The following is a 23,932-nucleotide window of genomic DNA, read 5'->3' on the forward strand; positions in this document are numbered from 1 at the left end:
TCTGCGGTGCGCGCATCATGTGCGCCCGCCACCGAACGGGGGTAAACGCCGCCGTTCGTGTCCTCCGGCCTTCGGCCTCCCCCTTTACCTCACTTTGGCGTTCACCCCCGCCCGGTGGCTCGGTACGTTGGTATAGCCGACCCGAAGTTTCCCCGTTCTAGCCCTGGTTCACCACGCGCAGCACCTCTTGCGCATAGGCTTCCAGTTTTTTGGCACCAATCCCGCTGATACCCTGCAGATCGTCCAAGGTCTGAGGCGCCCGTTTGGCGATCGCCGCCAATGTGGCGTCGTGAAAAATCACATAAGCGGGCAAATTGTGCTCCCGCGCCACCTCGGCGCGCCAGGCCTTCAGGGCCGCGTACCGCACCAAACCCTCTCCGTCCAGCGCAATGGGCGCCTTGACCACGGCCGAACCGGCGCCCGGGCGTTTGCTTTTGTTGCGGCTTGCGGGGGTGGAGACCGATTCCCTTAGTTGCACCTGGACTTCACCCCGCAGCACGGCGCGGGATTGTTCGGTCAAACGCAGGGTATTAAAAGCCTCGGCATCCACCGCCACGGCGCCCATGGCGATCAGCTGGCGCAGCACGCCGCGCAGCTGGATTTCGGTGAATTCAGCGCCCAGACCGAAGGTGCTCAAAGCCGTATGGCCGTGTTGGGTGACCTTTTCAGTGGTCTTGCCCCGCAAGATATCCATCACATGGCCAGCCCCGAACGACATACCGCTGGACTGTTGGATGCGGTAAATGGTGCTGAGTAACTTGCGTGCTGCGTCGGTACCGTCCCAGATATCGGGCGGGTTCAGGCAGTTGTCGCAGTTCTGGCAACGGTAGCCCGGGCCATCACCCAGTTGCTCGCCAAAGTAGGCCAGCAGCCGCACGCGGCGGCAATCGGTCGCTTCGGCCAGGCCCAGCAGCGCATCCAGCTTGCCGCGCAGAGCCTGTTTAAATTCCTCGCCGGCCGGGCTTTCGTCGATCATGCGGCGCTGGTTGACGACATCTTGCAGGCCATAACCCATCCAGGCGTAGGCTGGCAAACCGTCCCGCCCGGCGCGGCCCGTCTCCTGGTAATAACCTTCAATGTTCTTGGGCATGTCCAGGTGGGCGACAAAACGCACGTCGGGCTTGTCGATGCCCATTCCAAAGGCGATGGTGGCGACCATAACGATGCCCTCTTCCCGCAAAAACCGGTTCTGGTGGACCTGGCGCACCTTGCTGTCCAGCCCCGCGTGGTAGGGCAAGGCGCGGATGCCGGCGTCCACCAACGTCTGCGCTACGTCTTCGACCTTTTTACGCGACTGGCAGTAGACGATGCCGGCGTCGCCTTCATGCTCCCGCTCGATGAAGCGCAGCAATTGCTGCACAGCCTCACGCTTCTCGACGATGGTGTAACGAATATTCGGGCGGTCAAAGCTGCTGACAAAGGCTTCAGCGTCCTGCAACTGCAGGCGCTCCACGATGTCGGCACGGGTCAGGTCGTCGGCCGTGGCGGTCAGCGCCATGCGCGGCACACCGACATACCGCTCGTGCAACACGGTCAGCGCGCGGTATTCGGGGCGGAAATCGTGGCCCCACTGGCTGACGCAGTGCGCCTCATCAATGGCGAACAGGCTCAGCTGGTTGCGCTCGTACAGCGAGTCCAGCAGTGCCAGAAAACGCGGGTTGGTCACCCGCTCGGGCGCGGCATAGAGGCAGGTGATGTCGCCGCGCAGCAGGCGCTGCTCAATTTGGTAGGCCTCTTCACCGCTCAGCGTCGAGTTCAGGAACTCTGCGCTGACACCCGCCTCGTGCAGGGCGCCCACCTGGTCGTGCATCAGCGCAATCAGCGGCGAGATGACCAGCGCCACCCCCAGCCCCGCGCGCTGGCGGGCAATGGCCGGGATCTGGTAACACAGGGACTTTCCTCCCCCCGTGGGCATCAGCACCAGCGCGTCGCCGCCATTGGCCACGTGTTCGACGATGGCCTGCTGCGGGCCCCGAAACTGCGCATAGCCGAACACCTCTTCCAGGATGGCGTGCAGGGTGTGGCTGGAGATGGATGGGTCGATTGCTATCAAAACAGTAGCTAATTACGCAGTATTTACGGGGGCTATGGTCATAAATCCTTCGGATGATTCGGGGAAAACACCGTCGGACCCCCCCTATTGTCGGGCATGGGCGCGCCAGGAGCCTGGGTGGCTGAGCGTTCTGCGCAGGTAAAGGAGGAGCCCGCAGGCGCAAGCCGGAGGGCGGGGGACGCGAAGCAGAACGCTCAGCCACCCAGGCGCTTTGGAGGATGCGGTGGCCCCTCACCGCGCCGTGGTCTAAAATGCAGCCATCCCAAGGAGCGCTGCAGCGGCCCGGCACTGTGCACAACAGTTCGCCACAGGTTGCCAGGCTTGGGTTTGCCAACCGCGCTCACTTGTCTGTACCCAGAGAAAGTGAGCCGCATCCATGACCTCCAAAACTTTGTCCTACACCCGTGGCCAGGCCCTGCCCGGCATTCTGGCCAGCCGCATCGCCATCCTGGACGGCGCCATGGGCACCATGATCCAGCGCTTCAAGCTGGGCGAGGCGCAGTACCGCGGTGAGGGCTATACCGGCCCCGGCGCGCAAGGCACCCGTTTCACCGACTTCCACCGCGATGTCAAAGGCAACAACGAGCTGCTGAGCCTGACGCGCCCAGATGTCATCAGCGACATCCACGAGCGTTACCTGGCCGCCGGCGCCGACCTGATCGAAACCAATACCTTTGGCGCCACCACCGTGGCCCAGGCTGACTACGACATGGCCGACCTGGCCGTGGAAATGAACCTGGTATCCGCCAAACTGGCCCGCGCCGCCTGCGACAAATATTCCACACCCGACAAGCCCCGTTTTGTCGCCGGCGCCCTGGGCCCAACACCGAAGACCGCCAGCATCAGCCCCGACGTGAACGACCCCGGCGCCCGCAATGTGACCTTTGAAGAGCTGCGACAGGCCTATTACGACCAGACCAAGGCCCTAGTCGAGGGCGGTAGCGACGTGCTGCTGGTGGAAACCATCTTCGACACGCTGAACGCCAAGGCCGCACTGTTTGCGATTGACGAATACTTCGAAGCCAGCGGCGAGCGCCTGCCCATCATCATCAGCGGCACGGTGACCGACGCGTCGGGCCGCATCCTCAGCGGCCAAACGGTGACCGCCTTCTGGCACAGCGTGCGCCACGCCCAGCCGCTGGCAATTGGCCTGAACTGCGCGCTGGGTGCGGCACTGATGCGCCCCTATATCCAGGAGCTGAACCGCGTGGCGCCGGACACCTACATCAGCTGCTACCCCAATGCCGGCCTACCCAACCCCATGAGTGACACCGGCTTTGACGAAACGCCGGACGTGACCAGCCGCCTGGTGCGGGAGTTCGCCGCCGAAGGCCTGGTGAACATCGTTGGCGGCTGCTGCGGCACAACGCCAGACCACATTGGTGCGATTGCCCATGCGGTGGCGCCGTTGCCGGGGCGCAGCGTGCGGCGCAATTTCTTCTACAAGGAAGCGGCTTAAAGGCTGAACCTGGGAAGGAGTCTGGTCGGCAGCATGTTCTGCTCCGTGTCCCCCGTCCGCTGCGCGGCCTCCTCCTTTACCTGCGCAGAACACACTGCCGCCCAGACTCTCGGCGACTTACAGATAAACGCTATGCTTTAAGTAGCACAACACCAAGCACTCTCGGGGGCTAGAGGTACTTTTTACCAATCTTCATGGCCGCTGCAGCAAGGCCCGGTCGATCTCCAGCTGCATGGCCTTGGCCAGCTTGGCGTAGAGGCGCAGCTTGCGGGCGTTGTCACGCAGGCGCTCGGCCAGGCGGGCGGCGATGGCCAGCAGCAGTTTGGAGCCTATGCGCGGCTCCTCGTTGATCAGGGCCTTGAAGGATTCGCGGGTCAGGATGGCGCACAGCGAATCGGCGCTGGTGGTGCAAGAGGCCGACCGCGGCTCCTCGTCCACCAGGCCCACCTCACCTACCAGGCTGCCAGCGCCCAGCACACGAATGGTCAGCGGCTCGGTGCGGCTGACGGTCACGCTCTCCACGACCACCTCGCCCTCCAGCAGCAGGGCCATAAAACCCTCGTCGGCGGCGTCGCCTTCGCGGATAAAGGTGGTGTTGGCCGGGATGAACTGTGGCGTCATGTAACCGACCACGACCCGGGCTTCCTCCAGCGTGAGGTGTATCAGTGCGTTGGGCGCCGTCAGCAGCTCGGCCGCGGTTTCAAACGCGCGTATGCGCTGGGTGTCGGGGGGGTTGTCCGGGGAAGTGTCGTCAGGGTTCATGACCGTGGTGCCCGCCTCTGTGCCGCGCAAACAACCGTTGTTTGCGGGGGGTTGGGGCTATGGTAAACCACGGCGAGGCGCCCGGCACGGAAGTTCTCCCTTAAAATTGGAGCATCCAAGGAGCGTTGCAGCAGGCCACACGGTGGTCTTGTCAGGCTTGGATGTTCCCAACGACGCTCACCTGGTTCGCTTTTTACAGGTGAGATGCATGTCTTCTATTTCCACAGTCCCTCCGATGATGCTGTCCGGCCTGGAGCCGGTGACCATCGGTATTGCCCCTTCTGACGACGGCGCCGCGCCCCGCGCCACCTTTGTCAACATCGGCGAGCGCACCAACGTAACGGGCTCCAAGGCCTTTGCCCGCATGATCCTGAACGGCGACTTCGAGCAGGCCCTGGCCGTGGCGCGCCAGCAGGTGGAAAACGGCGCCCAGGTGATTGACATCAACATGGACGAGGCCATGCTGGACAGCCAGGCGGCGATGGTCCGTTTTCTGAATTTGATAGCGTCTGAGCCCGACATTTCGCGGGTTCCGGTCATGATCGACTCCAGCAAATGGAGCGTCATCGAGGCCGGCCTTCGCTGTGTGCAGGGCAAGGGCATCGTCAACTCCATCAGCATGAAGGAGGGTGAGGAAGCCTTCCGCCAGCAGGCCAAGCTGGTGCGCCGTTATGGCGCCGCCGCGGTTGTGATGGCCTTTGACGAAAAGGGTCAGGCCGACACCTATGCCCGCAAGATCGAAATCTGTGAGCGGGCCTACCGCATCCTGGTGGACGAAGTGGGCTTCCCGGCGGAAGACATCATCTTCGACCCCAACATCTTCGCCATCGCCACCGGCATTGAGGAGCACAACAACTACGCGGTCGACTTCATTGAGGCCACGCGCTGGATCAAGCAGAACCTGCCGGGCGCCAAGGTGTCCGGCGGCGTGTCGAACGTGTCCTTCAGCTTCCGCGGCAACGACCCGGTGCGCGAGGCCATCCACACCGTGTTTTTGTACCACGCGATTGCCGCCGGCATGGACATGGGCATCGTCAACGCCGGCATGGTCGGCGTGTACGACGACCTGGAGCCGGTGCTGCGCGAGCGCGTCGAAGATGTGGTGCTGAACCGCCGCGAGGACGCGGGTGAACGCCTGGTCGAAATCGCCGAGACCGCCAAGAGCGGCGCCAAGGACGAAAGCAAAAAGCTGGAATGGCGCGGCACACCCGAGGCGCCTGTCTCCGTCGGCCAGCGCCTGAGCCATGCCATGGTGCACGGCATCACCGACTTCATCACCGAAGACACTGAGGAAGCCTACCGCGCGATATTGGCCACCGGCGGACGCCCGCTGCACGTGATTGAAGGCCCGCTGATGGACGGCATGAACATCGTCGGTGACCTGTTTGGCCAGGGCAAGATGTTTTTGCCTCAGGTGGTGAAAAGTGCGCGGGTCATGAAGTCCGCCGTGGCGCACCTGATTCCTTACATTGAAGAAGAAAAGCGCTTGGATGAGGCGGCGGGGCGCGATGTCAAGACCAAGGGCAAGATCATCATCGCCACCGTCAAGGGCGACGTGCACGACATTGGCAAGAACATCGTCACCGTGGTCCTGCAGTGCAACAACTTTGACGTGGTCAACATGGGCGTCATGGTGCCCTGCCACGAGGTGCTGGCGCGCGCCAAGGTCGAGGGTGCGGACATCATCGGCCTGTCGGGCCTGATCACGCCCAGCCTGGAAGAAATGCAGTACGTCGCCGGCGAAATGCAGAAGGACGACTACTTCCGCATCAAGAAGATCCCGCTCTTGATCGGTGGCGCCACCACCAGCCGCGTGCACACTGCCGTGCGCATTGCGCCGCACTATGACGGCCCAGTCGTCTACGTGCCCGATGCGTCGCGCAGCGTGGGTGTGGCGCAAAGCCTGCTCAGTGACCAGTCCGGCCAATTCCTGGACGAGCTAAGCGCCGACTACGAACGGGTGCGCACCCAGCACGCGAACAAGAAACAAACGCCGATGTGGACGCTGGACAAGGCGCGGGCCAACAAGACCACCATCGACTGGAGCAGCTACACCGCCACGAAGCCCAAGTTCTTCGGCCGGCGCGTGTTCAAGAATTTCGACCTGGGTGAACTGGCCAAATACATCGACTGGGGCCCCTTCTTCCAGACCTGGGATCTGGCCGGACCCTTCCCTGCCATTCTGGACGACGAAGTGGTGGGTGTGGAGGCACGGCGCGTGTTTGCCGATGCCCAGGCCATGCTGAAGAAGATCGTGGACGGTCGCTGGCTGACGGCCAATGCCGTGGTCGCGCTGTACCCGGCCAACAGCGTGGACGAGGACGATATCGCCTTCTACGCGGACGAGACCCGGACCGAACGGGTGCTCACCTGGTACGGCCTGCGCCAGCAGACCGAAAAACCGGTGGTGGATGGTGTGACCATGCCCAGCCGCTGCCTGGCGGATTTTGTCGCCCCCCGCTTTGCTCCTAATTCAGGAGCACATAGTATCCATTCGACGGGGGCTAGTGCCCAAAATCGCCAAACCGTTTCCGACTACGCCGGCCTGTTTGCCGTCACCGCCGGTATTGGCGCTGACAAACGCGCCCAGGCCTTTGAGGCCGCGCACGACGACTACTCGTCCATCATGCTCAAGGCCTTGGCCGACCGGTTGGCCGAGGCCTTTGCCGAGGCCCTGCACGAGCGCGTGCGCACCGACCTATGGGGCTATGCGGCACAGGAGTCGCTGGATGCCAAAGACCTGATCGCCGAAAAATACAAGGGCATTCGCCCCGCCCCCGGCTACCCGGCCTGCCCAGACCACAGTGTCAAGCAGGACATGTTCGCACTGCTGCAGTGTGAAGAAATCGGTATGGGCGTGACCGAGAGCCTGGCCATGACCCCGGCCGCCAGCGTCAGTGGCTTTTATATTGGCCACCCGGATAGCAGCTACTTCAATGTCGGCAAAATTGGCGATGACCAGTTGCAGGATCTGGCCCAGCGCCGCCAGATGAAGGCGACCGACTTGCAGCGCCTGCTGGCACCCAATTTGTAAACCATAACTCTCGCAACAGGACCGAGGTCGCAGAATGATGATGACAAAGACGCAGGGAAAAGTGGCCGCCACACTGGCCGGTGCCGTTCTGCTGGTACTGGCATCTGCCGCGCAGGCACAGGGTGTTTACAAATGGGTGGACGCCAATGGCAAGGTGCACTACGGCTCACAACCGCCGGCCACCGAAAAGGGGCCCGAGCCGGTCAAGATGCACAACAGCAACAGCGGCTTTGGCGGCAATAACAACACCAGCAGCAGTAGCGACAGCGGCGCCAAGACGCAGTACAACGCCGACGGCACCAAAAAGATCCCCAAGGGGGTTGAAGAGATGCGTGATGGTCTGGTCAAAGGCCTGCAGCAGGTGGACCCCAAGACCGAGGCCTTGTCCTGCGTGAAGGCCGTGGACAACGTGCGTTACCAACTGGACCTGATGCTGGAAGTGGGCCAGCGCAACACCAAGGACGGCTACATCACCCAGGCAGAATACGATGCCACGGCCGCCAAGCTGCGCCAGGCCAAGTCGGAGATTTCACTGACCGATTGTGACGGCGCCACGGGTAACAAGCGGGCGTTTTACCAATGTATGTCGAGCAGCCGCAACCATGTGAGTGGGTGCGGGGCGAAGTACAAGTTCTAAGCCTCTCAACAGGAGGAAAAAAGAACCACCCTTGGAGGGTGGTTTTGATGGCCCGAGATTACTCTAGCAATTGGCTGTCGTCGCCGCAGCATTTAATATGATAGCGGGAGCCCCGTTGGCAACGGGTGCCCATGTATAGGTGAAATTGCATGAGGCGGGCGCAGACGCTCCCAGGGGCGAAACGGTCATCACGTTACCCGCAAACGTCAAGGTGTAGTCAGTTGCCAGGAGTTGCGCTGCAACCTGAATACCTAGAGCCGCCGCTGTCGGGTAGGAAAACCCGGTCAACACATTTGCGCCATCCATGATGACGCCGACCGTACCGCCCGCGGCAACGTTGCAACCACCAGCCATCAGTTGCGTTGTGGAGCCTGTAGCAGTTTGGGTCAGACAAATAGCTTTGGCCAAGGCCGCCGCCGATTTAACGCTACCCATCGCGGCCTGCAGTTTGGCCACCCGCGCATCGGCCTGCAGAGCTACATACCTAGGCAACGCAATGGCCGCCAGAATCGCAATGATGGTGATGGTGATCACCAGTTCAATGATGGTAAAACCGGTTTGTTGTTTGCGTGCCATACGACGTCTCCTAGATTTAATACGTTCAGTATATAGATTAGGGTAAACCAGACAACCCTCGATATACGCAGCAAACCCACTTCATCTCTGCGTCCCGTGCTATTATTTTTGCTCTACCCAGAAGGAACACGCGCATGAATATGGCAGCCAGCGCCCCCCCCGCGCCAGACGCTCCACGCCCAGCGCCAGGTCGTCCTGAGAAACTACGTCTGGGCGATGTGCTGGTACAGCAGCGCCTGATCTCGCAAGAACAGTTGCAGCAAACCCTGGACCTGCAGCGCACCACCGGCAAGAAGATGGGCCGGTTGCTGATCGAAACCGGCATCATCACCGAAGAGCTGTTGGCCAATGGCTTGGCGCGCCAGCTGCGCATTCCCTTCGTCAACCTCAAGACCTTTCCGTTCCGGGCCGACGTGGTCAAACTGCTGCCTGAATCGGCCGCGCGGCGCTTCAAGGCCCTGGTGCTGGAGGACAAGGGCGACAGCCTACTGGTGGCGCTGGGTGACCCACTGGACCTGTTTGCCTATGACGAACTGGCCCGCATTCTCAAGCGCAACATCAATATTGCCGCCGTGCCCGAGAGCGGACTGGTGCCCGCCTTTGACCGCCTGTACCGCCGTACCGAAGAGATCAGCGGCTTGGCCCGCGCCCTGGAAAAAGACCTGGGCGACGCGGTGGACTTTGGCGAACTCAGCGCCTCGGTAGGCCTTGAGGGTGCGCCCGTGGTGCGCCTGCTGCAGTCCCTGTTTGAAGACGCGATGCAGGTCGGCGCGTCCGACGTGCACATTGAGCCCCAAGAAGACGGCCTGCAAGTGCGCGTGCGGGTAGATGGCGTGCTGCAGGTGCAAACCCAGGCCGACAAACGCATTGGTGCTGCGCTGTTGCAGCGGCTCAAACTGATGGCTGGGCTCGATATCTCGGAGAAGCGCCTGCCACAAGACGGCCGCTTCAGCGTTCGTATCAAGGACAGCACGATAGACGTTCGCCTGTCTACCCTGCCTACCGCTTATGGTGAATCGGCGGTGATGCGTCTGCTGAACCAGGGCGCCGGCATGCGCCGCCTGGACACCATTGGTATGCCAGACGCCATGCTCAAGCGCTTTCGCGAAGTGCTGGGCCGCAGCGCAGGCATGGTACTGGTCACAGGCCCAACAGGCTCCGGAAAAACCACGACGCTGTATGCGGCGTTGGCCGAAATCAACGCCACCGAACTCAAGGTCATCACGGTCGAAGACCCGATTGAATACCGCTTGCCCGGCCTGACCCAGGTGCAGGTGAACGAAAAGATTGAGTTGAGCTTTGCCCGCGTGTTGCGCTCCGTGTTGCGCCAGGACCCGGACGTGGTGCTGGTGGGTGAAATGCGCGACGCCGAGACCGCCGAAATCGGCATGCGGGCGGCCATTACCGGCCACTTGGTGTTGTCCACCTTGCACACACGCGATGCCATGAGCACACCCTTTCGCCTGCTGGACATGGGTGTGCCGCCGTTTATGGTGTCTACGTCCCTACAGGCTGTGATTGCACAGCGCCTGTTGCGCATGAACTGCAAGGAGTGTGCTGCACCCCATAACCCCACCCCGCAGGAAACCGCGTGGCTGGAGGCCATGTTGCCCCCAGGAGAAACGGTGAAGCCCAAGCGGGGCATGGGTTGCTCGGCCTGCAACGGCACAGGCTACTCAGGCCGCCAAGGTGTTTATGAACTGCTGGAAATGGACACCGAGCTGACCCATGCGGCGTCCACCTCCGACCCCGCCGCCTTTATGCGCCTGGCGCGTGAACGCATGAAGGGCCACACCATGGCGTTTCATGCCTTGGACCTGGTGCGCCAAGGCCGCACCTCGCTGGCTGAGGCGCTGCGCGTAGGCTTTGATGTGGGTGATTCGGACGAGGCCATGGGCTAAACCAGCATGGCCATCTACGACTGGCGGGGGCGCAACAACCGCGGCGAAGCGGTCGATGGCCAACTAGAGGCCATGACCGAAGGCGGCGTGGCCGACCAGCTCAAGACCATAGGTGTTGTGCCGGTCTACATCGCACTGGCCAAGGCTGTCGCCGAAGTCCAAACCGAGAACTGGTTTGACCGGCTCAACCGCAAGCCGATTGTGGATGAGGACCTGATGGTTTTCTCGCGCCAGATGTACACGCTGAACAAGGCCGGTGTGCCAATACTGCGGGCGTTTTCGGGTCTGCAAGCCTCGGCTACCAAACCTGCCATGGTGGACATGCTGCAAGACATACGCTCCAGTCTGGACCAGGGGCGTGAGTTGTCGGCTGCCATGGCCCGTCACCAGAACCTGTTTGGCGGCTTCTATATTTCCATGATCCGTGTCGGCGAAATGACCGGGCGCCTGACCGAAGTGTTTTTGCGGCTGAACGAACACATGGAGTTTGAACGCGATGTACGCGAACGCATCAAGCAGGCCACGCGTTACCCCATCTTTGTGGTGGTTGCGATGATCATCGCAGTGGTCATCCTCAATATCTTTGTCATCCCGGTTTTTGCCAAGGTGTTTGCGGGCTTCAATACCCAGCTGCCACTGATAACCCGAGGTCTACTGGCCTTCTCAGCATGGATGATCAAGTGGTGGCCGCTGTTGATTGCTGGCAGTATTGGCGCGGGCGTCGCCTGGCGCGCCTATTTGCGCACGACCGAGGGGCGCTACCGCTGGGATGCACGCAAACTCAAGCTGCCCATCATTGGCGAAATCATCCTCAAGGCCACCTTGGCCCGGTTTGCCCGCAGTTTTGCGCTGTCCAGCCAAAGCGGTGTGCCCTTAGTGCAGGCACTCACCGTGGTGGCGCAGACGGTGGACAACGCCTTTATCGGCGCCCGTATCGAACAGATGCGTGACGGCATTGAACGGGGTGAAAGCATTTCGCGCTGTGCTGCGGCCACGGGTGTGTTTACCCCGGTGGTACTGCAAATGATCAATGTGGGTGAAGAAACTGGCGAATTGGACAACCTGTTGTTTGAAATTGCCGGCATGTACGAGCGCGAAACCGACTACAACATCAAAGGCCTGTCTGCCGCCATCGAGCCTATTTTGCTGGCCGTCATCGGCGTGCTGGTGCTCTTGCTGGCACTGGGTGTGTTCCTGCCCTTGTGGAATCTGGGGCAAGCGGCTATGGGCAAGGGCGGCTAGAAAGCGTCAGATTGGCACGCGACCCAGCCCCACCATTGCAATCGCCGCTATGGAGTCGGCGCCTGACCGAGTGGTGCCTGGTGGCCCTGATTCTGCTCGGATTGGGCTTAGCGTTTGAACGCGAAATACGGTCGCTGCAAGCCCAAAGCGAAAAAGTTCTCGTGTGGTCCACCATGGCTTCGCTGCGGACGGCCTTAGTGCTCAACCGCCTGGCGCGACAGGTGCGTCCGGATGACCCGAGCTTGGTGGAGAAGAATCCCTTTCGGTTATTACAACAACTGCCCGCCAGCTACGCGGGTGAAATGCCCATGGGGGAGGTCTATCGGGTTGCACCAGGAAGCTGGCTGTTTGACCCGGACTGCCCGTGTGTGGGTTATCGGCTGCTGTACCCGGAGTGGCTGGAGCCAAGCAAGGACGTTGGCGCCATCTGGTTTCGCATTGGCAAGGCCGAAGGTGGCCCCAGCCTGTCCCCATTGATGGACTACCGGTGGCTGGGAACGCCCTTAAAGTGAGATAAGCCACGATTTGTGGCAAATTCGTGAACTAATTCATACGTTTACTGCCCAAACTTTACGCACAGCATGAGATAAGAGGACTAGAATTTCTTCGAGAGCTCGGCCCTTTTAGGTCGTTGGACCTAGGCTTTGTAGCCGGGTGGATTGAAATACTTATTAAGAGGTGACTACGATGAAACAGACACAACAAGGCTTTACGCTGATTGAATTGGTGATGGTGATCGTTATCTTGGGCGTGCTGGCTGCGACGGCGTTGCCCAAATTTGTGGATTTAAAGGGTGATGCGACCACAGCCGCAACGCAGGGGGTTGCCGGAGCTCTGTCTTCCGGATTCGCAATTAACTATGCATCTCGCAGCGTTAGCTCCACACGTGGGACGGCAGTTACTAATTGCTCGGATGGAACGAATGTCAACATCCTGCAAGGCGGCATGCCTGCAGGGTACAGTATTACCGCTGCAGGGGTTACGGCTGGAAACTCAGTCAATTGCACGTTGAGCAATACCTCCGTTACACCTAACGTGACCGCTTCCTTTACCGCCATCGGTATTCCCTGATTTGAGTTGATGCTTCGAGAAAGGCCACCCAATTGGGTGGCCTTTTTACATGCGGTCCCGAAACGGCTGTGGCACTTGCTGGCGGTAGTTTTCTCTCTGTTCAAGTGGAACTTGGAGCAGACCAGACTTGAATGCCGCTAGCGCCTTGGCATCTTCGTGCACGGCTGGATTCGCATAAATAAGACCCAATCGGAAGTACCCATCGGCCGCCTGCTGGGGCCATGCCGCTATACGCAACTCCAGTGACCGGATCGCAAGTGGCCAGTTTTGAGCCTGGTACCCAATCGCATAACCGACTTGCACCATGTCATACCCAAAGACCCCTTGGTCAAAGCTTTCGTTGAGTCTCATGATTGCTTGGCCCTGATGTCCGGAGCGGTTCAACAAAACAACCTCTAGCGTGCGTGTAGGTAGCGCTTCGGGCTTTAGTCGCTGTACCTGTTTCAAGGCGCCGTTGGCGCGGTCATGCTGGCCCAACTGCGAGTAGCCCATCGCAAGTCCCGTCCAGAGCGCAGCCACATGGGGGCGAGAGGCCACGACCGACTCGAGAATCCAGACGGCGTTGCGCCAATCACCACCCGCTGCAAGGGGTTCCGCCAGTTCGGCGGTCAACTTGCGGTAGTGCGGATTGACTGCCACGCCCTGCCGTATGCTCTGCAGCATTTCAGCCTTGAGAGCATTCCGTTCGCGAACATCTAGACCTGTGTCACGTGACAGCCTGTTGGCTATATGGATGGCTCGCACGAGTTTGAATTCAGCTTGTACAGCCTGCTGCACGATATATGCAGTAGTGCCCAAGAGCCCAACCAGCAAGAAGAGCATAGGCAAACGGTCAACTCCCCGCCATGTTGCAGTACGCGCAAAGAATGGCTCAAATTTCTCCAGTCGTGCGTCGGAGCTGGCGAGAACCCCCAAGCACAAGGCGAACAATGCTCCGGTTCCAGCAAGATGCCACGGGAAACCCGCACAACTCACGATAAGCAGCGCCAGCAAGCTGGTCAGCGCGATGCCACGGAGGGGGGCTTCCTGGCGGCCAGTGCCTTGCAGGTTCCAAGTGCTTCCCGCACTGTGGAGCAAGTAGGCCAGCAGAGTGGCCAATGCCAGCCCCCCAGCCAAACCGTACTCGCTGAGTAACTGTAGTATTTCGTTATGCGCGTAATAATCCGTTTCCAACGTAGCGTCTATCCGCTCGTACCGCGGGATCTGGACCTCCCACGATCCTGCCCCAACCCCCGTCCACGGATTTGCCATCACCATGCGTGCTGTCGCTTTCCACATGGCAACGCGGGTTGAAAACGTGCCGTGGGTGTATTCCTTGACCTTGGTGACGGAACTGATACGCGTAAAACTACGCTGCAAAGCAGTTGTGCCCAGTTGTTCGATATCAATTTGCAGGTTGTTGCTTGGGATTGTGGAAAGCACGACAACAGAGACGAAGAGACCACCGGCTACAAGGTATCGGCAACGCGCACTCCACCGGACGAATTCAAAATTTTCCCGGAATCGCAACAAAAGAACGATCAGCACGATGCCCGTTATGAGCAGGGCCGTAAGGGCGGAACGTGTTCCCGTCATCATTAATGTGACGACATTGAGGCCAACCGTCAGCGTCACCAACCCCAGCCAACGCGAGGCGCGCATGTTTGCCAGCAGCCAGACCGAAAAGGGCAGTGCACACACCGCGTATTCAGCGAAAAAATTCCGGTTGATAAATGTCGAAGCTGGGAAATACGCCTGAGGGAAGACGGTGAGGTCCAGCCAGAATTGCATGGCGGCCCAAAGGGAGGCTACCGTTGCGCCAATGTGGATGCCCCATGCCAGGGTTGGAAAGTTGTCACGGTCGCTGGTATTCAGTCCCAACCATAACAACAGACCCAGCAAAAACCACCGAATGGCCTCCACCGATGCGAGGTAGGTGTGTGCCCACGCCATGCTGCCAACCGCATGGACCATCAGCAGAAGTGGCAGCCAGATCAAACCGTGCCACAGCAGCTGGCTGTCTCGCGGTCGCACTGGTAAAACGAAACACACTGCCGCACCCAGAACCCCGAAAGCGACGAGGGTGGACTTCAACGTGTCTTGCAGCACCAGTTCGCTCGGCACGCCCAAAGCTGGCACCAACAGCATCATGCAGGCAAGAATGGCAACGGATCGATTGGTCGAAGGAAGCGTGCTGGGCTGAGCTGGTGACATGGCAACATTGTCCGCTGTGTTGCGCCCGCCATATCTGCTCAAAAAGACAATATATAGAGCGCGTAGTTGGGGGCACAATCGAGGCATCATGCAAGTAGTTGGATCAACATGCAGAACTGTGCGCCGCGGGTGCAGCCGACGCGTATTTCAGCACGGCTTTACTTTGATCGAGTTGATCATGGTGATTGTCATATTGGGCGTGCTGGCAGTGTTTGCCGCGCCGCGCATGTTCGATAACGCTGATATGAACGCACGGGGTTTTCACGGCGAGTTGCTGGGGTATTTACGCTACGCTCAGAAAACTGCAATTGCACAACGGCGCACGGTGTGCGTTACCTTTGTGGGGACAACGGTCACGCTCACCATTGCAGCAGCTCCAGCGACTTTTACCTGCGCGGTTGCCGGGTCCCTTAGCGGTCCCAATGGACCACCTCCTGTCACCCTGAGTGCTAAGCCCGGCGTGAGCTACGTCACAGCGCCGACAAGTTTCAACTTTGATGGCCTGGGCCAGCCCATCTCCAGCACCGGCGCCGCATCTCCCCAAACCTTTCGGGTGGCCAACGTAGCCAACTCCATCACCGTTGAAGCCAGCACGGGGTATGTCCATGACTAGGCGTTACCACCTGGGCTTCACCTTGATCGAAGTCATCATCTTCATTGTTGTAGTAGGCGCAGGACTGGCAGGCATACTTTCGGTCACCAATACCGTTGTCAAGTCCAGCTCCGATCCTGTCGTGCACAAACAGGCAATGGCAATAGCCGATTCCATTCTGGAGGAGGTCCTACAAAAAGAGTTCCAGGACCCTGACGGCGTGGGAGGCGAAGCCACCCGTGCAACGATGGACGACGTCAGCGACTACAACGGCAGAACGCAAGTCCTGTTCAATAGCAGCAGTGGAGTCGGTGGCTGGTTGCCGGCACTGGATGTTTATCAGGTCGCCATTACCGTAGTCTCCGACACGACCGTGATTGGCACAGCGCTCAACCCTGCTTGGCGTGTGACGGTCACCGTTACACGGGGGGCAGACAGTATCGTCCTGTCGGGATATCGGGCGAACTACTAGTTATTGCCGTCATGTCACAAACCACACCCACTTTTCGTCCCAAGCAGAAAGGTTTTACGCTTGTAGAACTTGTGATGGTGATCGTCATATTGGGCGCGATCGGTGGTACTGTGGCCGTGTTCATGAAAGCCCCAATCGACGCCTACTTCGACAGCGCCCGGCGGGCGGCTCTAACAGATGTGGCGGACACGACCGTGCGCAGAATTTCGCGTGACCTGCACAGGTCTTTGCCCAACAGCATTCGCAATCCGGACAACGGAAGCCTGCAATGCCTTGAATTTATACCGACAAAAACCGGCGGGCGGTACCGCGCAGAAGAGTCTGCACCGGGAAACAATCTGGACTTCAGCATCGAAGACACCACATTCAACATGCTGGGCAGCAATACAACGTTCGCCGGGCTCCCTATACCCGCCGACCAGCAAATTGCCGCCGGTGATCGTATCGCGGTGTACAACCTGGGCATTGCCGGTGCCAGCGCGTACGAGGTTGGAAGGACTGGCGTGGTCAACGGCGTGGTGTCTGGCGCAGAGACGGCGATCACATTGACTACAGGCATACGATTTCCACTGGCATCTCCCAGCAAACGGTTCCATGTGATAAATGCGACCGAGCAGGTCGTGGGTTATGTTTGTACCGGCGACGGAACGCTGCGGCGCTACACCATGACACTTCCCAACGCGACACCCGCAAGCTGCCCGCTGGCGGCTGCGGTAGTTGCCAGCCCCGTCCTGGCTCGCAACGTTGCGTCTTGCAGCTTTGATTACATTGGCCCTGACTTGCTTCGCAATGCATTGGTACGAATGACCCTGGAGTTAACCGATAGTGGAGAAACGGTCACTTTGCAGCATGAAGTGCATGTGAACAACACCCCATGAAACGCCATCTACACGATCAGCGCGGTTTTGCCGCCGTCGCCGCTATCTTCCTGGTGCTGATGCTGGCTGCGTTGGGGGCGTTCATGATCAGTTTTTCCAACACGCAGCAGCTGACCTCAGCACAAGACGTGCAAGGCTCACGCGCCTACTGGGCAGCCCGGGCCGGACTGGAGTGGGCTGTAACCACCCACATACCGGTAACGACCGTGGATTGCAGTTCCGCCTCGACCGACTTGGCCATTGAAGGCTTCACCGTCACCGTGGCTTGCACCAGGGCTACGTATACGGATACGGGGCTCCGACCCGGCGAACAGCCCAGAGTATTCCAGTTCACCGCCACCGCACGATCTGCTGGTACGGTGGGCAGCATAAGCTACATAGAACGCAGCGTGTCAACATCTCTGGAGATATAAGCATGCACCAAGCCCGACCGTATTTCCAATCGCTGATCCGGTGGTTCACTTTGCTTTTGTGGGCTTTGCTGGGCTTGGCGGTTGCCCCCGTACAAGCCCAGACCTACGCCTACCGCGCGGACACCTTCGCTTACGACACACCCAGTGGTGCAGCAACCAGCGTGGTCTGGCACAACTCCAGCCCAGCCCCGGCCTGCACCGGTTATCCCGATGGGGATGACGACTGGGCAGACATCCCTTTTCCGGCGGGCTTTAATTTCCGGTTTGGGGGGGTGGCCTATTCCAGCGTGCGCGTTTACTCCAACGGCATACTGGCCTTTCCCACTGACGTGTCGGGCTTTCACCGCGATTACACCTCTCAGGCCTTGCCCATCACTGCTGCACCAGGTGCCTATGGCGGCTGCGTGAATGCCGTACCCCAGCGATTGATGCTTGTGTACTGGCTGGACATTGTTGCCGGTACCGCCAATGGCACAGCTGGTGCCTCGGTGCGGTATGAAATGCTGGGCACCGCGCCCAACCGGCGCTTCGTCATCTCCTGGGTGAATGTCAAGCTGTACAACACCACCACACGCTACAACTTCCAGGTCGTGCTGATGGAAAGCACCGCCGGTGTGAATGGCAACTTCAAATACCAGTACACCACGGGCTCATCTACTGGCGCCAATGCGGCGGTGGGTGTGCAGCTCACCACAACCGATTTCACGCAGTACGCGTTCAATCAGAACTTCATTGATACCACGCTGGGTACAGCCATCTTGTGGTATCCCGCCAACCAACTGGCTGCAAAAAGTGCTGAATACCGGTTTGACGAGGGCTCATGGTCGGGCGCAGCGGGTGAGGTCAAAGACACCTCCGGCAACCTGCAACACGCCTCTTTAGTGACGACCAACGTGGCCAATATCGCAGGCGGCAGGCTGTGCCGCGGGGCAACATTTACCAACAACACGTCCAACGCCACGCGGGACGCAGTTGCCACACCCATAGTCCCGGCAAACCAGGGTTCGGTGGATTTTTGGTTCAGGTCCAACAATGCCTGGAATACGTCTGACGCCATGCTGTTGGACGCCACTACGGTTGCAGCCCGGCCGTTTTTCCTGCTGAAACGCTCCACTGGTGCCCTGCGTTTTTCGGTTACCGATAGTGCAGGGACAGTCCACACCGCGAATACGACTACCAATTACACATTTGCGGCGTCCACCTGGCAACACATTGCCGTCAGCTGGAGTCTCAAGGCGGGTACCAACCAAACGGTTTTGCAAATCATGGTGAATGGCGTGCTGGCCGCTACAACCGGAACCACGCCATTCCGCACCACGTCCACCGGTACGATAGCCACGCTGAGCACTTTGTATGTGGGTGACAACCGGACATCCGGCATCACGCCCACCGGCGGATCCCCCAACGGGGCCAACGGGACCATTGACGAGGTGTATACCTACGCCGTGGACATCAATGCGACCCAAGCAGCGGCCGACATGGCGTTGACCCGACCCAGTTGCACGTCTTTGGACCATTTCCACATCGTTCACGATGGGGCGGCATCAAGCTGTACAGCCCCGGGCGAGATCACCATTGAGGCGCACGACGCATCACACGCACTGTTCTCGCTGGCGGGCACCAGCATGAATCTCACGACCACCCCTGCGCGGGGGACCTGGTCCAATGTGGCGGGTGGTGCCGTCAACTCCCTGACGGCTATTGGCGCGGGCACCGGCACCGCCACCTATACCTTTGCCAACGAGAGCAGTGTTACGTTTGGCTTGAGTGACAACCTGACGGGGGCCCTCAACATCAACGTCACATCTGGCTCCATCACAGAACATTCAGGGACGGCGTCAGCCTGTGTAGCCGCCGACTACACCACCGGCACCACCTGCGATGCCAGCCGCAATTTTGTATGCGCTGTGCCGTTTGGGTTCAACTGTGTCGAGAGTGGAGCCACCGCACTGACGGGGCGGCTCTTCACCAAGCTGGCTGGCGCAGCCTTCAGTTTCGATGTGGTCGCACTCAAAGATGCCGACAGCAACGGCACGGCGGACAGCGTGGAAACCCTGTATGCCTCGGACAACGACAAAAATGTGACCGTGGAATTGGTGGACGGATCGGGCGCCACAGCCTGTGCCGCGCGCACACCCATCAGCCCCGCGGTGAGCCAAACGCTGACCTTTACCAAGCTTGGACAGCCCACGGACTTGGGGCGCAAAAGCAGTGCTGCCATGACGGTGACCAGGGCATACCCTGACTTGCGCTGCCGGGTGACCGATGCGAACCAGGTGCCCAGTGTTGTAGGCTGTTCGACGGACAACTTTGCGGTGCGACCCTCGGCGGTTACGCTGGTGACCAGCGCCACAGCAGCCGCCCCGTCATCCACGGCCCTGCCGACCATTCGAGCGGGGGCCAACTTCACGGTGCAGGCGACTACCAGCCCCAGTGCTAGTTACGCGGGTAGCTTGGCGCGCGATGCCACCAAACACAGCGCCCAGACCACGGCCCAAGATTCGACCCAAGCAGCGGGCGGTGCCATAGGTGTCTTGACACCGGCGGCACTGGTCGCCAACGCAGCCGCAACCAATGCCACCTACACGGAGGTGGGTTATCTCTATTTGGCTCCCGGTGCCTACCGCGACGATAGTTACACGGCAGTCGACAGCGGCGGGGGTGACTGTGTGACCAGTACAGTCAGCGACGCCAATCTGGCGGACACGCTGTCAGGCGGCAAATATGGCTGCAGTATTGGTAACAAAACGACCGTGTCTTTGGGACGTTTTATTCCCGACCACTTTGATACGGTGGTCACGCAGGGATGTGTTGCCGGAGCCTTCACCTATTCCGCGCAACCGTTCACCGTTGTAGCCACGGCGCGCAACACGGCCGGCGGCGTGACACAGAACTACGCGGGTAATTTCTTCGCCAAGGCAACCACCCTTTCCAATGCGGGGGTCACGACCAATATGACAGGCAACACCATAGCAGCTAACGCATTTGCCGCCGGTGTTGGCACTGCCAACGGTGTACGGTTTACGTTCCCCGTTGCCACCACCGCGCCGGTAGCCTTGGCCCTGAGGGCGGTGGATACTGAAGCGGTGAGCTCTCTCGGCTTTACCGAGGGCATTGCCAACATCCGCAGTGGAAGGCTGCAGTTGCAAAACGCTTACGGTTCAGAGTTCCTTGCTTTGCCCATCCCCATTGCGATCCAGTTCTGGAACGGCGGCTGGCAGCCCAACTTGGCAGACACCTGTACCGTCATACCGGCATCCGCATTCTCCTGGCAGTTCCCGGCAGGCGCAGCGCCCCGCCCCAACAACCTTGCGGCTTGTGAATCCCGGATTACAGTCGGCGGGGCAGCGCCTTCCTATACGCTGACGCTCAGCGCGCCCGGGGCAGCCAATGCCGGTTGGGCGGACCTGACCCTGAACCTCGGTGCCACTGCACTGGCCGCCAATAGCCAATGTACGGTGGTCGGCGGCCCGGGCGCGACGGATGTGCCTACCAACATGCCCTGGCTGCAATTCAACTGGACCGGCGCCGTGGGCAACCCGCGCGCCCGAGCTACCTTTGGTTCATTCAGAAGCCCCCTCATTTACCGCCGCGAGAACTATTGACGCAAATTGGCATCGAATTCTTGTGCCATCGCGCCAAAGCGGCTCAATCAGTGACATGATTGCGCAAGTAGCTATTAAAATGAGAGCAAATTTCAATGGGCATGCCAAACATGATTGAAGCAATGCGAACGAACAACCGCACCAGCCCGCAGGAGCGCGCGTAAGCATGCGCTGGCCCTGGAAACGCAAGTCCTCTCAAGATCAGCTAGTCGTATCCTGGTCTGCAGGGACATTTGCGTTTGTTCGGGCGCGTGCCGGGGCCGATGGTGTGTTTGCACTGCAGCAAATGGGCATAGAGCGCCAGGGTGCCGACAGCAAAGAAGACTTTGTGCGGCGCTTGCAGGCACTAGGGCTCAAGGGCTTGGCGGCGCATTCCATGCTGCGCCCCGAACAATACCAATTGCTGCAAATAGATGCCCCGCCGGTTGCGCCAGAAGAGTTGCGTGCGGCCGCGCGATTTCAGATCCGTGAAATGGTCAATGTGCACATAGACGACATCACGCTGGATGTCATGCAGGTCGGCGATGGACAACAAAAGGGCCCGAACAACCTGTTTGTCGTGGCCGCTAAAAACGAAGTGGTGCGCGAAGTAATCGCGCTGGGTGACGCCCTGAATTGGGAAATTTCCGTTATCGACATCCAGGAAACGGCACAACGCAATTTGCAAAGCGCACTCGCCCAGCAAGACGGGCGACTGGAACGTGCAGATGCGGCGCTGCTCATTACCGATGAACTCCAGGCCGTGCTGACCATCAGCGCCAATGAGGAGTTGTTCTTCACCCGTCGGCTGGATTTGCCACAGGGTTTTTTGGGCATGCAGTGGGGGTCTACACACGATGTCGCCGCAGAGGGCATCCCTGATGGATTTACCCCAGTGAGTGAGTACGTGCCGGAATACGCGGGTGGTGGCAGTAACAGCGCGGCCACCAGCTCGGACCAGGGTGATGCCGAACGTATTCAGCGATTTGTTGTGGAGGTACAGCGGTCTTTGGACCTGTGGGACCGCACCTGGTCCAGCATGCCATTGGGTGGCCTGCGCGTCTATGCCGGCGAGCGCTCGCCGGAACTGGCGACGTGGCTCAGCCGCGAATTGGGTCAAACCGTTTCTGCCATGAACCTGGGGGCATCCTTCCCGGGCCTGGACACCATGGCCCTGGCCGACCAGACCTATTGTTTGCCGCTGCTGGGGGTGTTGTTGCGCACCGAATCCCGCAAGCTATAGGCCCGCAAGCTCAGAGCCCGCACCTACGCACACGCCACCATGCCCCAGCAAATAAACCTGTGTACGCCGATACTGCTGACGCAAAAGCGTTACTTTTCTGCGCACACCATGGCCATTGCGCTCGGCGTATTTCTGGTTTTGGGTGCGGCCTTGTGCGGTGCCTGGGTTTGGAATCTGGACCGCGCCAGCGCGTCCTATAAACAATCTCTCGCAAACCACGCGGTGGAGTTGACCAGTCTCAAGGCCGCCATCCAGCGCAGCCAGGCCAGTGCGGCGCCTGTGGACCCGGCACTGTTGACACTATTGACGGAGCGGCGTAATGCAGTCGCGCAGCGCGAGAAGTTGAAGGAAGCCCTGAATGAAGGCATGCTCCGGCCAGGCTGGGGGCATTCTGACCGCATGGCCTGGGTGGCTCGCAGCATCCCGGCACCGGTCTGGATCACGCACATGCGCATGGATGGCACACGATTCGAGGTCAGCGGCTTCACCCTGGAACCCGCGGCACTCAATGATTGGGTAGACAAGTTGTCGGTCAGCCCGTTAATGCAAGGCCTCAAGCTGGCCACGGTCAAAGTGCAGAACGCAACCGCCACGACACCTGCCGTGCCCGCACCAGCGGCCTCCACCGCATCCGCTGCGGCGGCCCCCGCCCGGGCCGTTTGGTCTTTCACACTCGTCAGCGTAGAGCCTGTTGCCCATGCACCGGCGGCACCTGCAAGTACAGCCGGGGCCAGACCATGAAACAGCGATGGCAACAACTGGCGCTGCGTATCGATGCCATGCAGCTGCGGGAACGGGTGTTTTTGTTCCTCACGGTCATCATCAGCTGCGCAGCATTGGCCGACACCCTGTGGCTGTCCCCAGCGCAAACGGCGCACAAGCAAGCCATACAGCGTTACACAACGCAAGAAGCCGAGTTGCAACGCCTTCGAAACGATTTGAAATCCATGGCGCAGCCTGTGGATGCCAACAAATCTGTGCAACAGGAAATAGCGGAGGCCAACCAGCGCTTGGACGCCGTCAACCAGGAAATCCGAGCCGTGGCGCCACTGGCAGAAGGTGGCCCGGCCATTGAGCAGGCGCTGGTGCAGTTCCTGCGTAAGCAGGATGGTCTGACCCTGCTGGGCACCGGAACCCTTCAAAGCGATGGCGCAGGCCAGGCTGCTGCGGCCAATGCCCCACCCGCGCCAGCAGGTACACCAGCCGTTTTGTCCCGCCGGGGTCTGGAGTTGACTGTGGCGGGTAGCTACGCAGATATGGTGCGTTATGTGCGCACGCTGGAGAGCGCACTGCCTACGCTGCGCTGGGGCACTTTGCAACTCAAGACGACCCAGCAGACACCCGAAATGACCTTGCAGGTCTTCGTAGTGGGAGTACCTCCATGAACGCCGTCCGATACCTGGCGTGGTCAGGTTGTGCCCTTTTTGTGCTGCTCAACACCAGTTATGCCGCCGCGCAAGAGGCCTCGCGCGATCCCACGGTCGCGCCGCCTGACACGGGAACAGAAACAGCCTCCCCCACCGGCGTCGAAGGCATGACCGTTCTGGTGCGCGACGACAAGCCGTATCTGGTGGTCGGCGCGCGTCTGTACGCACCGGGTGACAAAGTGGGCAGTTGGCGGGTAGAGCGCATTACAGAACGGGACATCTGGTTCCATGATGGCAACGCGCTGATCAAGGTGCCCCGTTTTGCCGGTATTACGCGCAAATCCATTGTTACCCCATCGACATGTCCAGCCTCTGCAAAGAGTACGCCTTCCACAGTCGCACCGTGCGAAGATACCCAACCGTGAAGCTCACGCACATGACTACCCCATCTGCCA

20 protein-coding genes and 2 riboswitches are annotated in these 23,932 nt (G+C 60.1%); of the genes, 16 read left to right on the top strand and 4 right to left on the bottom strand.

Features of this window, described 5'->3' with window-relative positions:
- Positions 1-157 precede the first annotated feature (157 nt).
- Positions 158-2,053: a DNA helicase RecQ gene (recQ, locus tag HZ993_RS14220; RefSeq protein WP_245213629.1), complete on the bottom strand. Its 1,896-nt coding sequence runs from the start codon at positions 2,051-2,053 to the stop codon at positions 158-160.
- Between the two features lie 258 nt (positions 2,054-2,311).
- A riboswitch (S-adenosyl-L-homocysteine riboswitch) is annotated at positions 2,312-2,402 on the top strand.
- Positions 2,403-2,429: 27 nt separating this feature from the next.
- Here recQ and HZ993_RS14225 point away from each other — a divergent pair.
- Positions 2,430-3,512, top strand: a complete 1,083-nt coding sequence (locus HZ993_RS14225; RefSeq protein WP_209393396.1) for a homocysteine S-methyltransferase family protein — start codon at positions 2,430-2,432, stop codon at positions 3,510-3,512.
- A 192-nt stretch (positions 3,513-3,704) separates the two neighbouring features.
- On the opposite strand, the gene HZ993_RS14230 is transcribed toward HZ993_RS14225, so the two are convergent.
- Positions 3,705-4,274, bottom strand: coding sequence for a cyclic nucleotide-binding domain-containing protein (locus tag HZ993_RS14230; protein ID WP_209393397.1), 570 nt, complete (start codon positions 4,272-4,274; stop codon positions 3,705-3,707).
- A gap of 111 nt (positions 4,275-4,385) precedes the next feature.
- Positions 4,386-4,460: riboswitch (S-adenosyl-L-homocysteine riboswitch) on the top strand.
- A 22-nt stretch (positions 4,461-4,482) separates the two neighbouring features.
- On the opposite strand from HZ993_RS14230, the gene metH reads away from it, so the two are divergent.
- Both metH and HZ993_RS14240 read left to right on the top strand, forming a co-directional pair.
- Positions 4,483-7,308 (top strand): methionine synthase, encoded by a 2,826-nt coding sequence (gene metH, locus HZ993_RS14235; RefSeq protein ID WP_209393398.1) that lies wholly within the window; start codon positions 4,483-4,485, stop codon positions 7,306-7,308.
- Between the two features lie 34 nt (positions 7,309-7,342).
- Positions 7,343-7,945: a DUF4124 domain-containing protein gene (locus HZ993_RS14240; protein WP_245213630.1), complete on the top strand. Its 603-nt coding sequence runs from the start codon at positions 7,343-7,345 to the stop codon at positions 7,943-7,945.
- A gap of 63 nt (positions 7,946-8,008) precedes the next feature.
- Here HZ993_RS14240 and HZ993_RS14245 read toward each other — a convergent pair whose 3' ends face one another.
- Positions 8,009-8,521, bottom strand: a complete 513-nt coding sequence (locus HZ993_RS14245; RefSeq protein ID WP_209393399.1) for a prepilin-type N-terminal cleavage/methylation domain-containing protein — start codon at positions 8,519-8,521, stop codon at positions 8,009-8,011.
- 134 nt (positions 8,522-8,655) lie between these two features.
- Here HZ993_RS14245 and HZ993_RS14250 point away from each other — a divergent pair, with 134 nt between their 5' ends.
- The 4 genes from HZ993_RS14250 (at position 8,656) to HZ993_RS24875 (ending at position 12,735) form a co-directional block, all read left to right on the top strand.
- On the top strand, positions 8,656-10,422 hold the full coding sequence (locus HZ993_RS14250; protein ID WP_305847088.1) for a GspE/PulE family protein: 1,767 nt from the start codon (positions 8,656-8,658) through the stop codon (positions 10,420-10,422).
- A gap of 6 nt (positions 10,423-10,428) precedes the next feature.
- Positions 10,429-11,664, top strand: a complete 1,236-nt coding sequence (locus HZ993_RS14255) for a type II secretion system F family protein (protein WP_209393400.1) — start codon at positions 10,429-10,431, stop codon at positions 11,662-11,664.
- A gap of 35 nt (positions 11,665-11,699) precedes the next feature.
- A complete protein-coding gene (locus HZ993_RS14260; RefSeq protein ID WP_209393401.1) occupies positions 11,700-12,176 on the top strand; it encodes a hypothetical protein in 477 nt (158 codons plus the stop codon).
- 175 nt (positions 12,177-12,351) lie between these two features.
- On the top strand, positions 12,352-12,735 hold the full coding sequence (locus HZ993_RS24875) for a prepilin-type N-terminal cleavage/methylation domain-containing protein (RefSeq protein WP_209393402.1): 384 nt from the start codon (positions 12,352-12,354) through the stop codon (positions 12,733-12,735).
- 45 nt (positions 12,736-12,780) lie between these two features.
- Here HZ993_RS24875 and HZ993_RS14270 read toward each other — a convergent pair whose 3' ends face one another.
- Positions 12,781-14,928, bottom strand: coding sequence for an O-antigen ligase family protein (locus tag HZ993_RS14270; RefSeq protein WP_209393403.1), 2,148 nt, complete (start codon positions 14,926-14,928; stop codon positions 12,781-12,783).
- 88 nt (positions 14,929-15,016) lie between these two features.
- Between HZ993_RS14270 and HZ993_RS24880 the strand changes: the two genes are divergently transcribed.
- The 9 genes from HZ993_RS24880 to HZ993_RS14315 all read left to right on the top strand — a co-directional run bounded on the left by HZ993_RS24880 (position 15,017) and on the right by HZ993_RS14315 (position 23,902).
- Positions 15,017-15,541: a prepilin-type N-terminal cleavage/methylation domain-containing protein gene (locus HZ993_RS24880; protein WP_305847097.1), complete on the top strand. Its 525-nt coding sequence runs from the start codon at positions 15,017-15,019 to the stop codon at positions 15,539-15,541.
- Positions 15,534-15,992 (top strand): prepilin-type N-terminal cleavage/methylation domain-containing protein, encoded by a 459-nt coding sequence (locus HZ993_RS14280; protein WP_256440903.1) that lies wholly within the window; start codon positions 15,534-15,536, stop codon positions 15,990-15,992. Before HZ993_RS24880 ends, HZ993_RS14280 begins: the two co-directional genes overlap by 8 nt.
- Before the next feature lie 11 nt (positions 15,993-16,003).
- Positions 16,004-16,870 carry a prepilin-type N-terminal cleavage/methylation domain-containing protein gene (locus HZ993_RS14285; protein ID WP_209393405.1) on the top strand — a complete coding sequence of 289 codons (867 nt, stop codon included), beginning with the start codon at positions 16,004-16,006 and terminating at the stop codon, positions 16,868-16,870.
- Entirely contained in the window at positions 16,867-17,283 is a 417-nt protein-coding gene (locus HZ993_RS14290; RefSeq protein ID WP_209393406.1) for a hypothetical protein, read from the top strand. Before HZ993_RS14285 ends, HZ993_RS14290 begins: the two co-directional genes overlap by 4 nt.
- A gap of 2 nt (positions 17,284-17,285) precedes the next feature.
- Positions 17,286-20,888, top strand: a complete 3,603-nt coding sequence (locus HZ993_RS14295) for a DUF6701 domain-containing protein (protein ID WP_209393407.1) — start codon at positions 17,286-17,288, stop codon at positions 20,886-20,888.
- Positions 20,889-21,054: 166 nt separating this feature from the next.
- Positions 21,055-22,110 (top strand): hypothetical protein, encoded by a 1,056-nt coding sequence (locus tag HZ993_RS14300; RefSeq protein WP_209393408.1) that lies wholly within the window; start codon positions 21,055-21,057, stop codon positions 22,108-22,110.
- Positions 22,111-22,149: 39 nt separating this feature from the next.
- On the top strand, positions 22,150-22,851 hold the full coding sequence (locus HZ993_RS14305; protein ID WP_209393409.1) for a PilN domain-containing protein: 702 nt from the start codon (positions 22,150-22,152) through the stop codon (positions 22,849-22,851).
- Positions 22,848-23,495: a hypothetical protein gene (locus HZ993_RS14310; protein ID WP_209393410.1), complete on the top strand. Its 648-nt coding sequence runs from the start codon at positions 22,848-22,850 to the stop codon at positions 23,493-23,495. The genes HZ993_RS14305 and HZ993_RS14310 overlap by 4 nt, the downstream gene beginning before the upstream one ends.
- Complete coding sequence (locus tag HZ993_RS14315; protein ID WP_209393411.1) at positions 23,492-23,902, top strand: hypothetical protein; 411 nt, start codon at positions 23,492-23,494, stop codon at positions 23,900-23,902. Before HZ993_RS14310 ends, HZ993_RS14315 begins: the two co-directional genes overlap by 4 nt.
- Positions 23,903-23,932: the final 30 nt, after the last annotated feature.

The organism is Rhodoferax sp. AJA081-3 (genome assembly GCF_017798165.1).
Lineage (GTDB): Bacteria > Pseudomonadota > Gammaproteobacteria > Burkholderiales > Burkholderiaceae_C > Allorhodoferax.